Origin of the sequence: Chrysiogenes arsenatis DSM 11915 (assembly GCF_000469585.1) — a bacterium.
Classification (GTDB): Bacteria; Chrysiogenota; Chrysiogenetes; order Chrysiogenales; family Chrysiogenaceae; genus Chrysiogenes; species Chrysiogenes arsenatis.
The window spans coordinates 1-13386 of the sequence record NZ_AWNK01000001.1 but is presented as its reverse complement, the minus strand read 5'-3'; the positions used below and the strand labels follow the sequence as shown (position 1 = coordinate 13386).

General features: G+C 48.3%; 13 protein-coding genes. 9 read left to right on the top strand and 4 right to left on the bottom strand.

What is annotated here, in order from left to right:
- Window positions 1-128 precede the first annotated feature (128 nt).
- From P304_RS0100065 to elbB, 6 genes are all read left to right on the top strand, one after another.
- Window positions 129-878: a hypothetical protein gene (locus P304_RS0100065; RefSeq protein WP_027388875.1), complete on the top strand. Its 750-nt coding sequence runs from the start codon at window positions 129-131 to the stop codon at window positions 876-878.
- Window positions 871-1731 (top strand): HDOD domain-containing protein, encoded by an 861-nt coding sequence (locus tag P304_RS0100060; protein ID WP_027388874.1) that lies wholly within the window; start codon window positions 871-873, stop codon window positions 1729-1731. The genes P304_RS0100065 and P304_RS0100060 overlap by 8 nt, the downstream gene beginning before the upstream one ends.
- Window positions 1731-2627, top strand: coding sequence for a GAF domain-containing protein (locus P304_RS0100055; protein ID WP_027388873.1), 897 nt, complete (start codon window positions 1731-1733; stop codon window positions 2625-2627). Before P304_RS0100060 ends, P304_RS0100055 begins: the two co-directional genes overlap by 1 nt.
- A gap of 34 nt (window positions 2628-2661) precedes the next feature.
- Entirely contained in the window at window positions 2662-2964 is a 303-nt protein-coding gene (locus P304_RS0100050; RefSeq protein ID WP_027388872.1) for an ArsR/SmtB family transcription factor, read from the top strand.
- 65 nt (window positions 2965-3029) lie between these two features.
- A complete protein-coding gene (locus tag P304_RS0100045; RefSeq protein WP_027388871.1) occupies window positions 3030-3497 on the top strand; it encodes a protein-export chaperone SecB in 468 nt (155 codons plus the stop codon).
- 53 nt (window positions 3498-3550) lie between these two features.
- Window positions 3551-4210: an isoprenoid biosynthesis glyoxalase ElbB gene (gene elbB / locus P304_RS0100040; RefSeq protein WP_027388870.1), complete on the top strand. Its 660-nt coding sequence runs from the start codon at window positions 3551-3553 to the stop codon at window positions 4208-4210.
- A 47-nt stretch (window positions 4211-4257) separates the two neighbouring features.
- Here elbB and ruvB read toward each other — a convergent pair whose 3' ends face one another.
- Window positions 4258-5301, bottom strand: coding sequence for a Holliday junction branch migration DNA helicase RuvB (gene ruvB / locus P304_RS0100035; RefSeq protein WP_027388869.1), 1044 nt, complete (start codon window positions 5299-5301; stop codon window positions 4258-4260).
- A gap of 121 nt (window positions 5302-5422) precedes the next feature.
- Window positions 5423-7096: an energy-dependent translational throttle protein EttA gene (gene ettA / locus P304_RS0100030; RefSeq protein WP_027388868.1), complete on the bottom strand. Its 1674-nt coding sequence runs from the start codon at window positions 7094-7096 to the stop codon at window positions 5423-5425.
- Between the two features lie 347 nt (window positions 7097-7443).
- On the opposite strand from ettA, the gene P304_RS15745 reads away from it, so the two are divergent.
- From P304_RS15745 to fumC, 3 genes are all read left to right on the top strand, one after another.
- Window positions 7444-8109: a helix-turn-helix domain-containing protein gene (locus P304_RS15745; protein ID WP_051321259.1), complete on the top strand. Its 666-nt coding sequence runs from the start codon at window positions 7444-7446 to the stop codon at window positions 8107-8109.
- A gap of 99 nt (window positions 8110-8208) precedes the next feature.
- Window positions 8209-8508, top strand: a complete 300-nt coding sequence (locus P304_RS0100020; protein WP_027388867.1) for a ComEA family DNA-binding protein — start codon at window positions 8209-8211, stop codon at window positions 8506-8508.
- A gap of 121 nt (window positions 8509-8629) precedes the next feature.
- Window positions 8630-10027: a class II fumarate hydratase gene (fumC, locus tag P304_RS0100015; protein WP_027388866.1), complete on the top strand. Its 1398-nt coding sequence runs from the start codon at window positions 8630-8632 to the stop codon at window positions 10025-10027.
- A gap of 10 nt (window positions 10028-10037) precedes the next feature.
- Here the strand turns inward: fumC and mutS are convergent, their stop codons facing one another.
- Together mutS and P304_RS13155 are read right to left on the bottom strand one after the other, a co-directional pair.
- Window positions 10038-12551, bottom strand: a complete 2514-nt coding sequence (gene mutS / locus P304_RS0100010; RefSeq protein ID WP_027388865.1) for a DNA mismatch repair protein MutS — start codon at window positions 12549-12551, stop codon at window positions 10038-10040.
- A 146-nt stretch (window positions 12552-12697) separates the two neighbouring features.
- Window positions 12698-13126, bottom strand: a complete 429-nt coding sequence (locus P304_RS13155; RefSeq protein WP_051321258.1) for a thioredoxin family protein — start codon at window positions 13124-13126, stop codon at window positions 12698-12700.
- Window positions 13127-13386: the final 260 nt, after the last annotated feature.

The following is a 13386-nucleotide window of genomic DNA, read 5'->3' as shown; positions in this document are numbered from 1 at the left end:
CTTTGAGACGGTTTCGGTAGTTCATGGAGATAGTGTCAATGTGTTGCAATAATCCTGCGCGTGATTCTAAAAAAATATAGGATATTTTCAATAATATTGGTATTATCGCGTAGCATGGAGTTGAACTTATGAAGCGAATCATTGTTATGATACTGCTTGGGGTAGTCCTTATTTATGGAACGTGGCATTACTTTGCGACCAGCACCTCGTATGTGTTGGCTCGCGAAGGGATGCTGGAGTACGATCAGGGGAATTATGCGCGTGCGCATGAATTGCTTGATCAAGCAGTACAGGCGGATAATTATAACCGCAATGCTATTGTCATGCGACGTAATGCCTATTTTGCACTGACAACAGAACGCGCGAGTGATTCAGTAGAAGAGGTTTTACGGCGCGTCGACACCGTGATCGATCAAGGCGAAATCAATCAAGCGATAGAGTTGGCGCAGATTTCGTTAAAGGTTCTCCAAGAGGTTTCAAAAAAAGGGCTTGGTAATCTCGAACGAGTAGAGCATTTGGCGCTCCTTGCGAACCAAAAAATTGAACTGGCAAAAAAGCGAGCACCCGATGTGTACCGCCAAGAAGCTCGCCGCTATTACCATCGTGATGACTGGCGCATGGCCTTTTCCGTGTTAGGGAAGATCGAAGAGCCTGATGAAACAACCCGTTTGCTTCGCTCTGAGTTGGCCTATAAAATTGCTTCGGCTGATTTGGAGCATGTCTTGGAGCAAGCGACCGTGACCGATATTGAACCGCATCAAATACGGAGTCTTGTTGACTGGTTTGATCAGGTCATTCCTGCTTCACCATATTACCGCGAAGCACAAGAGTTAAAACACAAACTTCTCAATGTCCTTCAGGGAGCTGCCCATGAGTAGATTATCAGAGATTATTCAGGTTACCGATTCCTTCCCCAGTCCGTCAGGGGTAATTGCCGAAATTATTGAAGTGTTGGGCGACCCGAAAGCCAATTTCCAGAAAATTGCAAATTCTATTTCTACTGATCCCAACCTAAGCGGCAAAGTGGTTGGCATGGCCAATAGTGCTTTTTATGCTCGCGGTTCCGAATGTACGACGGTTCAAAATGCGATTATGCGCATTGGTATGGACTCGCTGAGTGGGCTTGTACTGGGTACCTTTGCCGGACAGGTAATTAGTAACGACCCAGAACTCGAAACACGGCTGAAAAGTTTTTGGGAGCATTCATTGTGTGTCGCGGTGTTAGGGAAATCGATTGGCGCTAGGCTGGCGATACCTTTTGCTGACCTTGGTTATGTCGCCGGCATTCTGCACGATATTGGCAAGATGGGGATGTTTTTGGTTGATCGTGAAAAGTACTCGCAGATGCTTGCCGAATCGAAGGGAAGCGAAGAGGAGTTATGCCGGCTTGAGCTGGCTGAATTCGGTGTCGACCACGCTGAGGCCGGTTCGTATATTGCCACGAAGTGGAAACTTCCCGCTGGGATTCAGGCCGCCATTACTTATCATCATACGGTAAGTCAGATTCCAAAAGAATTCAGTCGATATGCCAGCCTGATTGCGGTAACGGCACTGTCAAATGACATTGCACACCAAATCGCCTCCAGCCTCTATCAGACGACAATTGTTTGGTCGCCAGATCCCGTTGCGCTAGACCTCCTCGGTATCGACGAGCCTTTTTCTGCTGGTCTCATTGAAGCACACCGCAATTTGGCAGAAAAGGTAACTTCACTTGTATCGGAGCTTATATAATGGAAAATAGCGAACTTATCCATCTGATCCGCCAAGTCTTAGACAACAAAGTTTCCAAAAGCGAATTGGCGTTAATTGCCGACAAAGAGACCCGCCTGTTGGTGCAAAAAATTTATTTCATGGGGATGGAAAAGCGGATTGCGTACAGCTCGCTCAATGACCTGCGGATCAATTATGATAAAATGGTCAATGCTCTGTCGTGCTCTATTCGTTTATTGCAACTCTACGATCACCCTATGCCTCTGGCTGACGCCTGCCAATGCGCTCTTCAGGTTATTGGTCGTGAAATGGATTTCCAAAATGGATCGATATTTCTGCCCGACCAAGGTCGCTTGCGCTTAGTCGCCACGTATCGACGTGAAGATCGTGTTGCCAAAGCGGTTGAAGGGTCTGGCGATGAAGTTCCGACGTTTGCTTTCGGCGAAGGGGTGACTGGTTGGGTAGCGCAATATCGCGAAATTGCCTTTGTAACCGATGTAGAAAAAGATAAGCGCTTTGCGCCTCGGCGCGACGCACGCGTGATGGTCGGTTCATTGGTTTCGGTTCCTCTTATTTCCGGCGATGAACTTTTGGGTGCAATGAATTTTTCTCATCCCAATACAAGCTATTTTTCAGAAGGGGATATGCGAATTTTCCATGTTCTTGGAGAATTTGTTTCCTACTTCCTTGATCACACATATTACATCAATCAACTGATTGAAAGTCACCCGGCAAACCTCGTTCCGAACGGCATGGCCGATGCGGTTGAGCAACGGGTGAATTCACTCATCCCTCGAGTGCAGCGCGCTTCTGCCCATATCAATGCGGGGATTGATCCAGAGTTGGGTGATGATATTCAATCACTGCTCGAAGAAATTGTCGAACTGCGCCAGATGCTGAAACGCGATAAGGGGTAATGCTCGTTAATAGAGGATATTGAAGGGGAAAGTAATGAACGATAAAGCAGTTCGGACGATGGCTCAGATGTACAAGGCGCTCGGTGATCCCACACGATTGCAAATTATTGCCAAATTGTCGCAACAACGGGAACGGTGTGTCAGCGATTTGGTGCGGGAATTTACTCTCAGTCAACCTACGATTAGCACGCACCTGAAAGTATTGCGTGAAGAAGGGTATTTGATTGAGCGTCGCGACGGAAAAAACACGTTTTATTCGCTGAATGTTTTTTCACCAAATCCAGAGATTCGTACTATCATCGGGCTTGTCAGTGCGCAGTTATTGACGCGCGAGTAGTCAAAATACGCATATTCACAGTTTTATGACATTCTACTTGCATACTACACAAAGGAGTCTATCGCATGAGTTCACTCGGAGGCATTCATCTTCTCGGAACATTACTGGAAGGGGTTAACTACCGCACACGTCCACGTTATCAGCTCAAAGATGTTACCGGACAGCAAGAAATGCAGATGAATTTTAACACCTCGCATCTCAAACTCGACGACGAAAATCGTTACAAGGTGAGCCTTGTGACCTCACTGGTTTTTACTGAAGAAAAAACGGCACCTTTTGTCCTTGAAGTGGTGATTTCTGGAATTTTTGCACTACAGGGAGAATATGATGCCGATGATATGGCGGTAGTCCTCAATGTGAACTGCCCTTCTCTACTACTTCCTTATAGCCGTGAAATGGTGTCAAACCTTACGCTTCGTAGTGAATATGGCGTAATTACTCTACCGAGTGTCAACTTTATGCAGCTCTATCAGGCACGCAAAAAAGCGGAAGCCGCCAAAGAAAATGCTGAGTCCGTCTCACCCGCGCAGTAGTTGCGGTGGCAGTGTGTAATTCGCTAACCAACAAGAAAACAGGAGGTATACTCATGGCTAACAAGAAAATTTGTGTCGTCCTTGCCGGTTGCGGCGTCTATGATGGTGCCGAAATTCAAGAAGCCGTTCTCACACTCCTTGCCCTTGAGCGCGGTGGAGCAAGCGTCACATGCGCTGCCCCAAACATCAACCAGATGCATGTCATCAATCACCTGACTGGGGAAGTCACGAGCGAAACGCGCAATGTGTTAGTTGAATCAGCGCGTATTGCACGTGGCGCGGTTCAGGAGCTTTCCACTATCGATGCCAGTCAGTTTGATGGGATTATTTTTCCCGGTGGATTTGGGGTGGCAAAAAATCTTTGCACTTTCGCCGTCGATGGAGCGTTGTGCAGCGTCAACCCCGACATTGAGCGGGTGCTACGCGACTTTGCGGCAGCGGGAAAGGTTATCGGCGGGCTCTGTATCGCTCCCGCTTTGCTGGCTAAAGTGCTTGGTTCATCTGGCGTTACCGTTACTATTGGCACAGATGAAGGCACGGCTGCCGAGATTGAAAAAACTGGTGCCAAACACCAAGCCCTTCCCGTGGACGGCGTCAGCATTGACACCGCCCATAAAGTCGTCACCACACCTGCGTACATGCTTGGCCAATCGGTTGGCGAAGTGGCTGTTGGAGTTGAAAAAATGGTTGCCGAGTTTTTGCGATTGGCGTAGCAATGGGTGTCCCCTTTGCGGGTTTTTGTCAGAGAGATATCACACCCTTATTTTTCGTCAAACAGCGTCGGATCTGCCGGCGCTGTTGGCGTTTTATCGCAGGGAATTCCCAGATGGCGATACGCCGCTAACGTCGCCACGCGACCACGCGGTGTGCGCTGCAACAGTCCTTGCTGAATCAGATACGGCTCGCAGACATCTTCAATTGTCCCTTTCTCTTCTGCGGCATAGGCCGCTAGCGTCTCTAGTCCGACTGGGCCACCGTCAAATTTTTCAATAAGCGCGAGCAGAAGCTTACGGTCGAGATAATCAAGCCCAGCGTTATCGACTTCTAGTTTTGCCAGTGCATACCGGGCAATTTCTTCGGTAATAACGCCTTGGCCAACAATTTGTGCAAAATCGCGCACACGTCGCAGTAACCGATTTGCAATGCGCGGTGTGCCGCGCGAACGGCGTGCGAGCTCTTTTGCTCCAGCATCGTCAACCGGAATCGCCAACAGCCGAGCTGAGCGGATAATAATCGCAAACAACTCTTCGGCTGAATAAAATTCCAAGCGACTATGCACGCCAAAACGATCACGAAAAGGCGCGCTCAGTAAACCTGCGCGTGTGGTAGCGCCAATAAGTGTAAAGCGGGGCAGGTCAATTTTAATACTGCGCGCTGCCGGCCCCTGACCAATCACGATATCGAGCTGAAAATCCTCCATCGCAGGATAGAGCACCTCTTCAATGGCTGTGCTCATACGGTGAATTTCGTCGATAAAGAGCACGTCGCCGGCTTGTAGGTTGGTTAAAATCGCTGCCAGATCGGCTGATTTTTCAATCACCGGCCCCGACGTAGAACGGATGTTAACCCCCATTTCCTGCGCAATAATGTTAGCAATCGTGGTTTTTCCCAGTCCTGGAGGGCCGGAAAAAAGGATATGGTCAAGTGACTCATCGCGCCCTTTGGCAGCATTGATGAACACTTCCATGTTTTCTTTCACCCGCGCTTGACCAATGTATTCATGTAATCGCGTTGGCCGCAGCGAATACTCCTGCGGGTCATCGCTGAGCGTTTGTGGGGTGATAAGGCGTTCTTCGTGCGACACTCAGTGCTCCTTTGAAATGGATAGTTATGGAATATCGCAACTGCTTCAAAGTGCAACAGGGGGCGAGTGTCTCGCCCCATTGATAAGCCTTGCAAGATGATACTGTGTTGAGTGAATTTTTCTACCGCGTCAATTGCCGATATTTGATTCGTTTCGGTACGGCTGCTTCGCCGCCTAGGCGTTTTTTGCGATCGGCTTCGTATTCGGAATAGTTTCCTTCAAACCATACTGCGCGGCTATCGCCTTCAAAGGCAAGGATATGCGTTGCCAGACGGTCAAGGAACCAGCGGTCGTGGCTGATGACTACAGCACAACCGGCAAAGTTTTCCAGCGCTTCTTCGAGCGCACGCATGGTGTTGACGTCAAGGTCGTTCGTCGGTTCATCGAGCAGAATGACGTTCGCCCCTTCTTTTAACATTTTTGCCAAGTGTACGCGGTTGCGTTCTCCACCGGATATTTCCGAAACTTTCTTTTGTTGATCACTGCCCGAAAAGTTAAAACGGGCGACGTAGGCGCGTGAATTGACGAGTTGTGAGCCGAGTTTGAGCTGATCCTGCCCATCGGTGATCTCTTCCCAGATGCTTTTTTTCGGGTCAAGCTCACGACTCTGGTCAACGTAGGCCAGCTTTACGGTTTCGCCAATGCGAATCGTGCCACTGTCGGGTTTTTCGGCGCCGGTAATCATGCGGAACAGGGTCGATTTCCCCGCCCCGTTCGGGCCGATAATCCCGACAATACCCCCCGGCGGTAGTTGAAACGAAAGCCCTTCGACCAGCAAACGGTCGCCGTATGCTTTGGAGAGGTTATCAGCATCAATAACCACATCGCCAAGGCGTGGTCCTGGTGGGATATAGAGTTCCAGATCTTTGGCGCGCTTTTCGCCCTCTTCGCCGAGCAGTTTTTCATACGCACTGATACGCGCCTGACTTTTGGCGTGACGCCCTTTGGCGCTCATGCGAATCCATTCCAGTTCGCGCTCAAGAGTTTTTTGACGGTTGGATTCTGATTTTTCTTCACGGCGCAGACGTTCCTGTTTCTGATCAAGCCACGAAGAATAGTTCCCTTTCCACGGAATTCCTTCGCCACGATCTAGCTCCAGAATCCATCCGGCTACGTTATCGAGGAAATACCGGTCGTGGGTTACTGCGATGATGGTGCCGGGATAGCTTTGCAGGTGGTGCTCCAGCCACGCGACTGATTCGGCGTCAAGGTGGTTCGTCGGTTCGTCGAGCAGGAGGATATCCGGTTTTTGCAGCAGCAAACGGCAGAGTGCCACTCGGCGACGTTCGCCACCAGAGAGCACGCTGACGGAAGCATCGCCCGGCGGGCAGCGTAGCGCATCCATTGCCATTTCAAGGCGCGAATCAAGATCCCACGCTTCGAGGGCGTCGAGTTTATCCTGTACTTTAGCTTGACGATCGCAAAGCTTTTCCATATCAGCATCGGGATCGGCAAACGCCGCGTTAATTTCTTCAAATTCGCGCAGCAGATCGACGGTTTCCTGCACCCCTTCTTCAACGACTTCGCGTACGGTTTTTGTGCAGTCAACCAGCGGTTCCTGCTCCAGATACCCGACGCTATAACCCGGCGAAAGAACTGCTTCGCCGTTAAAATCTTTGTCAACTCCAGCCATAATCCGCAACAGCGACGATTTCCCGGAACCATTCAGCCCGAGTACACCGATTTTGGCACCGTAGAAATACGACAGGGAGATGTTTTTGATCACTTGTTTGTTGTTGTACGCTTTGCTGACGCGCATCATTGAATAGATGATTTTATTCGGTTCATGACTCATGCTGTATACTCCTGCCAGAAATGCTTTGCCGCACGAAGCGCCAAGAGGCAGAAGTATATCCACGCTCTATCCGGATAGCAAGTAGCACGCGATATGTTGAAGTAATATCTTTTGATTTTCATGGTGAACTTCGATTCTAGTAAAAGCTGTACATTAAGTGTTTTGCTGGGTTTATTGTGACGATAGATCCCTATTTGTCCTTATATTGTGCAACTGATAGTGTTAATTGCTATGTTTATTTTGTGCAATTGTGTTGCATATGTGGTGTTTTTGCGGTAAAAGTATTTTCGCTAGTGGCAAGTATTATTGCAATGTGAGCATTGAAGTTATTGTCTACAGGAGGTTTTATGAACATTTCAGAAATTATTGGCCGCAAAATCCGGATCATCCGTAAAAGTAAACGTCTTTCATCTGAAAAGTTGGGTTTGGCTGTTGGGATCGAAGGATCGTACATTCGTCAAATTGAGACTGGAAAGCGGAAGCTTAATATCCTTATTCTTGAAAGATTAGCGGATGCGTTGAATGTCAACTTGGCGGCATTATTTGATCCGCAATTGCCAATTGAAAAAAAGGAATTGCCAGTTGAAGAGCGACTTGATCTTGCAATCGTGCCGGTTTTTGAAGGCTTTTCTCCACAACCTGAAGCATATACTTCACCGAATGCCGCGATTGATTTCTTCCCAGTACCGCAATTGATGACGCAAGGGATTGAAAAACCAGCTGAGTCGTGCTTTTGGGTTCGTATCAACAGTGAAGATTTCCAGCCACTTTTACGCCGTGGCGACTTAGTATTATTGAATCGTCGTGTGAACTTTCCGCTGCTTGATGGCGTTCCCGCATTGACCTACCATAATGGTGCACCATTTTTAGGACGGGTGACAAATGCTGGTGGGCTTTCTCTGCTTATTTCAACGAACCTTGATGGCAAATCGGTATCGCTGCCAGTAACGAGTGAAGAGGGTGAAGGTTGCTACTGTTTTGAAGTTGTATGGAAAGCGAATAAATTTATTTAATTACCGCCTCTATTATATTTTTTAATGTAACGAAATTTTCCATTTCACTTTTTATGAAGCACGTGATACTGTTTTTTCATGTCTTCATGGAGGGTGTTTATGAAATTTTTGTTTGTGATTTTCATGCTTTTGACTTTGTTTACAGTCGCAATGGCAAAAGTGAATGTTAACACGGCTACGGTACAGGATTTGATGACGGTAAAGGGGATTGGTCAGAAAACAGCTGAAGCAATCGTGGAGTATCGTGCAGCAAACGGTCCATTTGCCAGTATTGATGACTTGGTAAGTGTGAAAGGCATCGGGCCGGCCAGTCTTAAGCGGTTTTCTGATGCTTTAGAAGTGTCTCCCACCGCTCCAAGTGAGCCGCTTGCCCCTGTGGCGCCGACGGTGTCGCAGTAGGCTTCTTGGTCGCTTGTATGTGACGCTCCCTTTTGGTTCGAAAGAACATGACTGTTTACTCGCCGATCATGCAAGTGGTCGGCTTTTTTATTGCTTACCTCAAGCTTGAAAGGAGTTGGCAATGGCTACGAGAGTTGAAAAGGATACGATGGGGGAAATTGCAGTTCCAGAGAATGCCTACTGGGGTGCGCAAACACAGCGCAGTATGCAAAATTTTGCAGTAGGCAAAGAGCGTATGCCTCAGGAAGTAATTCGCGCATTTGTGCTGCTCAAGAAAAGCGTTGCGCTTGTTAATCATGAGCTTAAAAAGTTAGAGAGCGAAAAGTGTCGTGCTATTGTAGCTGCATGTCAGGCGCTGCTTGATGGTCAGCACGATGATCAGTTTCCACTGGTTGTCTGGCAAACTGGTAGCGGCACCCAGAGTAATATGAATGTCAATGAGGTGATTGCCAATCTAGCGACGGAACTACTGGGTGGTAACTTCCGTACGCAGAAGCTTATTCATCCGAACGACCATGTAAATATGTCGCAAAGCTCAAACGATACCTTTCCAACGGCAATGCACATTGCGGCTGTTTTAGAAGTAGAGCAGCGCCTACTCCCAGCATTGGATCATTTGCGAGTAATATTTCAGCAGAAGTCAGATGCGTTTGATTCAATTGTGAAGATCGGGCGTACACATTTGCAGGACGCGACGCCGATCACGCTTGGACAGGAAATGAGCGGGTATGTTTCCATGTTGGAGCATAGCCGTGAGCATATTATTGATGCTTTGCGCTATTTGCGTGAGCTCGCTATTGGTGGCACCGCTGTTGGAACAGGGTTAAATGCACATCCTCGTCTTGGCGAACTTGTATCACAAAAGCTCACTGAACTGACAGGGGTGCAATTTATTTCGGCACCGAATAAATTCCATTCGTTGACGTCTCACGATGCTTTAACGTTTGCGAGTGGCGCTAACAAAGGGTTAGCGGCAAATCTTATGAAAATAGCCAATGATGTTCGTTGGTTGGCTAGTGGGCCGCGTTGTGGACTTGGGGAAATTACCATTCCAGAAAACGAACCAGGAAGTTCCATTATGCCTGGCAAGGTCAATCCAACACAGTCAGAGATGGTCACGATGGTGGCATGCCAAGTATTCGCCAATGATACGGCGATTGCTTTCGGTGCGTCGCAGGGAAATTTTGAGCTGAATGTTTTTAAGCCCCTCATTATATATAACTTTCTGCAAAGCGTCCGATTGTTGTCGGATGCGATGGTCTCTTTTGCCGATCATTGTGTGGTCGGGTTGGAGCCAGATCGGGATCGTATTGAGCATCATTTACACAACTCATTAATGTTAGTAACCGCACTCAATCCGCATATCGGGTACGATAAGGCCGCTTTAATCGCAAAAACAGCTCACAAGGAGCAGTTAACGCTTAAAGAGGCTGCGTTACAGTTGGGGTTGCTTACGTCCGACGAGTTTGATGCCTATGTTATTCCAGGGAAAATGGTACGTCCCGAAGCTGATTCGTAAAGGTCGAGTTTTACTCGCCCCGAACTTCGCGTTGAAGCTCGTACAGTAGCTGGAGAGCTTCGCGCGGGGTGAGGGCGTCGATATCAAGGTTTTCAATCCGATCAATAACGGGATCAAACAGTGCCGGCCCAAACAAAAGTGGTGGTTTCGTTGGTATGTGGCTAATAGCCGGTTTCCCATCAATATTATATTCTCTTGCTTCAAGATTCTTTAATATTGCTTGGGCACGTTCGACAACAGTATCTGGAAGCGCAGCAAGTCGAGCAACTTCAATGCCATACGATTTTGGCGCTGCACCAGGGGCGACTTTACGCAGGAAAACTAATCGACCTTCTTTTTCTGAAATTAAAATGTGAGCATTGAAGACGCCGGGAATTTCACGAGCCAGATCAGTGAGTTCGTGAAAATGGGTTGCAAACATGGTACGCGCGGCAATGGTGCCATTGCGGCTCAAATATTCGGCAACGCTCCAAGCAATAGAGATACCATCAAAGGTGCTGGTTCCGCGCCCCACCTCATCGATAATAATCAGGCTGCGTGGAGTTGAATGGCGCAGAATGGTAGAAGTCTCGCTCATTTCAACCATGAAGGTCGATTTCCCTTCTGCCAGATTATCGCTTGCGCCAACACGGGTAAAGATTCGATCGCACAGGCCGATGGTGGCGCTGCGTGCGCTTACGAATGATCCCATTTGCGCCATGATGGCCGCGAGGGCAGATTGACGCATGTAGGTAGACTTCCCTGCCATGTTTGGGCCGGTAAGGATCATCAGTTGTTGGTCGTCACGGTTCAGCGTGACATCGTTGGCTATAAAAGGTTCATGACTCAATGTTTCGATGACAGGATGGCGCAATCCAGTAATGCTTAATATGGGATCAGTCGACATGATGGGACGACAGTAGCGGTGCTGTGCGGCCAATTCAGCAAAGTTGGTAAGAACGTCAATGGTGGCAACGCTCTGGGCAGCTTGCAAAATTTGATCGCTCCATTGAGTGACCTGCTCGCAAATGGCAAGATACAACTCTTCTTCGTATGGGGCGAGTCGATCTTCGGCGGCAAGGATCTCCTCTTCTAGTTCTTTAATTGATTGTGTGATATAGCGTTCAGCATTCACTAGGGTTTGTTTGCGAATGTATTCCGCGGGAACGCGATCGCGCTGCGAATTAGGAATTTCGATGTAATAGCCGAATACTCGGTTGTAACGAATTTTCAAGCTGCTAATGCCGGTGCGTTCCTTTTCGCCAGCTTCCATGCGTAAGATAGTGTCTCGTGAATTTTCGCGTATATTGCGAAGTTCGTCGAGCCGCTGGTCATAGCCTGATCGGATGACATTTCCTTGTCGTAAGACAGAAGCGGGTTCGTCAAGGATCCCTCTATGAAGCAACTCGTGCAATGCCGTGAAATCAATAATGGAAGCAAAAGTTTCGTCAAGCAAAGCCGTGAGGTCGCTGTTGCTGCCAAGTTCCCGGATTTCAGAGAGTACGACGAGGGATTGGCGCAATGCGACTAGATCGCGCGGGCGATGTTGTTGCAGAGTCATTCGATTGATAAGCCGTTCAAGGTCATGTATTTGACGAAGTGCAGTGCGGATCGCGCTGGTCAGTGGGTAGTTTGTAAGAAAGTATTCAACACTATCATGGCGTGCTTCAATGCGATGTATGCTGCAGAGTGGTGCGCGTAGCCAATCGCGAATCATCCGCCCTCCCATCGCAGTGCGGGTGCGGTCGAGCACGGAAAGAAGCGAATGTTCGCGTCCGCCATTGCTGTTCTGGAAAAGCTCAAGATTGCGTGCGGTGGATGTATCGATGATCATGGTGGTGTCAGCATTGGCGCGCGTGATGGTATGAGGAAGAATCGTACGAAGTTGTGTTGCGCTCAGGTAGCTTGCGGCGGCGCTCAGGGCGCGCCGTTCTGAAGGTAAGAGGTCAGTCTCTGGGATTTGTGCCATGACGGCATGGCTGATGGTTGTCAGTGGGGCGAAGGCGGTTAGGGATTCGTCGGGCGTAATGTATTCTGCTATTTGATAGACGCCAAGGTCAGCTTGAAATGTTGCTGCTGTCGTAGTGAGTAGGCGTACATCGGCAGTTGAAAGATCCCAAAGAAGTGCCGTCAGTGCGTTGCCATTTGTTGTCAGTGCAGCAAGGAAGTTGTTTTCAGATGGGTCAAGTGCATCGCTATTTAATATGGTTGCGGGAGTAACTATGCGTGTTACGCCGCGCATTACAATACCTTTAGCTTGCTTGGGGTCTTCGAGTTGATCGCATATGGCAACCTTATGACCAGCTTTTACTAAACGGTAGAGGTAGTTGTCGAGAGCATGGTGTGGCACGCCTGCCATGGGTAGTTTATCTTCACCTTTATCGCGCGAAGTGACCGCAATGCCAAGTACTTCGGAAGCAACAATGGCGTCGTCTCCAAATAGTTCGTAAAAATCACCCATCCTAAAGAGGAGAAGTGTGTCAGGGTGATCTTGCTTGATGCCGAGGTATTGGCGCATCATCGGGGTTAAGGGTTTGGCCGTCATTGTGCGGTCTCCAAAGAGGAAATATTGTGATGTCACATGAACGGTGCATCATAAGCATTGAAATGTATTCGTCAATAAGAGTGGTGATTTTTCGCAAAAATATGGNGGTTGTGGATGTTTCAGATAGAAAGGGAAAATAGAGGTGCTTAGTTTGCTGCGGTAATTGGTGAGTGCTGCTTGATAAAGCTTTCGACATAGTCAATGAAGATATTAGAGTCAATAAAACCCATTTGTCTGCCAGCTTCACTGCCATCCGGGGCAACAAATACATACGTTGGTATCGCACGTACCTTGTAGTCCGCAGAAAGTTCACGATCGACACTTGTGTCAACCATAACAACTTGAAGCTTGTCATTATACTCAGTAATAATACGATATATTGTCGGTTTCATTTGGACGCAAGATGGGCATCCATCCGCACCGAAATCAAGGAGTACAGGTTTTCCTGAAGCAAGAGCCGCATTTACCTGACCCGCAGCGCTTGGGCCGGAAGGGGTATCTTTGCTGCCTAAGCATCCAGTTAGTTGTAGAGACAGCAGGGTGATAAAGCAGAAGATAAGGAAAGTGCGAAACATAACAGTAAGGCCTCCTAAGCAGGTGGTAATTGGTCAGCACAAAAGTGATGGCCGATTCATAGTATGTACCCGATTGAGTGGTATGGCTAGAGGGAAAATGAGAGTGCAATAAGAATGCTGAATGGAAGGGCGTTGGCTGAATTGTTGTATTTTTCAAGTGTTATACTTTTTTCTCAGAAAGACGTAAAAATCTATTGACGTATTTGGAGTGGATATGTATATTCCCTCCTCGTTGCGCGGGACGGCGATTGAGTCGGGGC

Excerpts from the sequence above, each read along its gene's own strand:
- P304_RS0100065 (WP_027388875.1), top strand. The coding sequence starts at position 129 with ATGAAGCGAATCATTGTTATGATACTGCTTGGGGTAGTCCTTATTTAT.
- P304_RS0100060 (WP_027388874.1), top strand. The coding sequence starts at position 871 with ATGAGTAGATTATCAGAGATTATTCAGGTTACCGATTCCTTCCCCAGT.
- P304_RS0100055 (WP_027388873.1), top strand. The coding sequence starts at position 1,731 with ATGGAAAATAGCGAACTTATCCATCTGATCCGCCAAGTCTTAGACAAC.
- P304_RS0100050 (WP_027388872.1), top strand. The coding sequence starts at position 2,662 with ATGAACGATAAAGCAGTTCGGACGATGGCTCAGATGTACAAGGCGCTC.
- P304_RS0100045 (WP_027388871.1), top strand. The coding sequence starts at position 3,030 with ATGAGTTCACTCGGAGGCATTCATCTTCTCGGAACATTACTGGAAGGG.
- elbB (WP_027388870.1), top strand. The coding sequence starts at position 3,551 with ATGGCTAACAAGAAAATTTGTGTCGTCCTTGCCGGTTGCGGCGTCTAT.
- ettA (WP_027388868.1), bottom strand. The coding sequence starts at position 7,096 with ATGAGTCATGAACCGAATAAAATCATCTATTCAATGATGCGCGTCAGC.
- P304_RS15745 (WP_051321259.1), top strand. The coding sequence starts at position 7,444 with ATGAACATTTCAGAAATTATTGGCCGCAAAATCCGGATCATCCGTAAA.
- P304_RS0100020 (WP_027388867.1), top strand. The coding sequence starts at position 8,209 with ATGAAATTTTTGTTTGTGATTTTCATGCTTTTGACTTTGTTTACAGTC.
- fumC (WP_027388866.1), top strand. The coding sequence starts at position 8,630 with ATGGCTACGAGAGTTGAAAAGGATACGATGGGGGAAATTGCAGTTCCA.
- mutS (WP_027388865.1), bottom strand. The coding sequence starts at position 12,551 with ATGACGGCCAAACCCTTAACCCCGATGATGCGCCAATACCTCGGCATC.
- P304_RS13155 (WP_051321258.1), bottom strand. The coding sequence starts at position 13,126 with ATGTTTCGCACTTTCCTTATCTTCTGCTTTATCACCCTGCTGTCTCTA.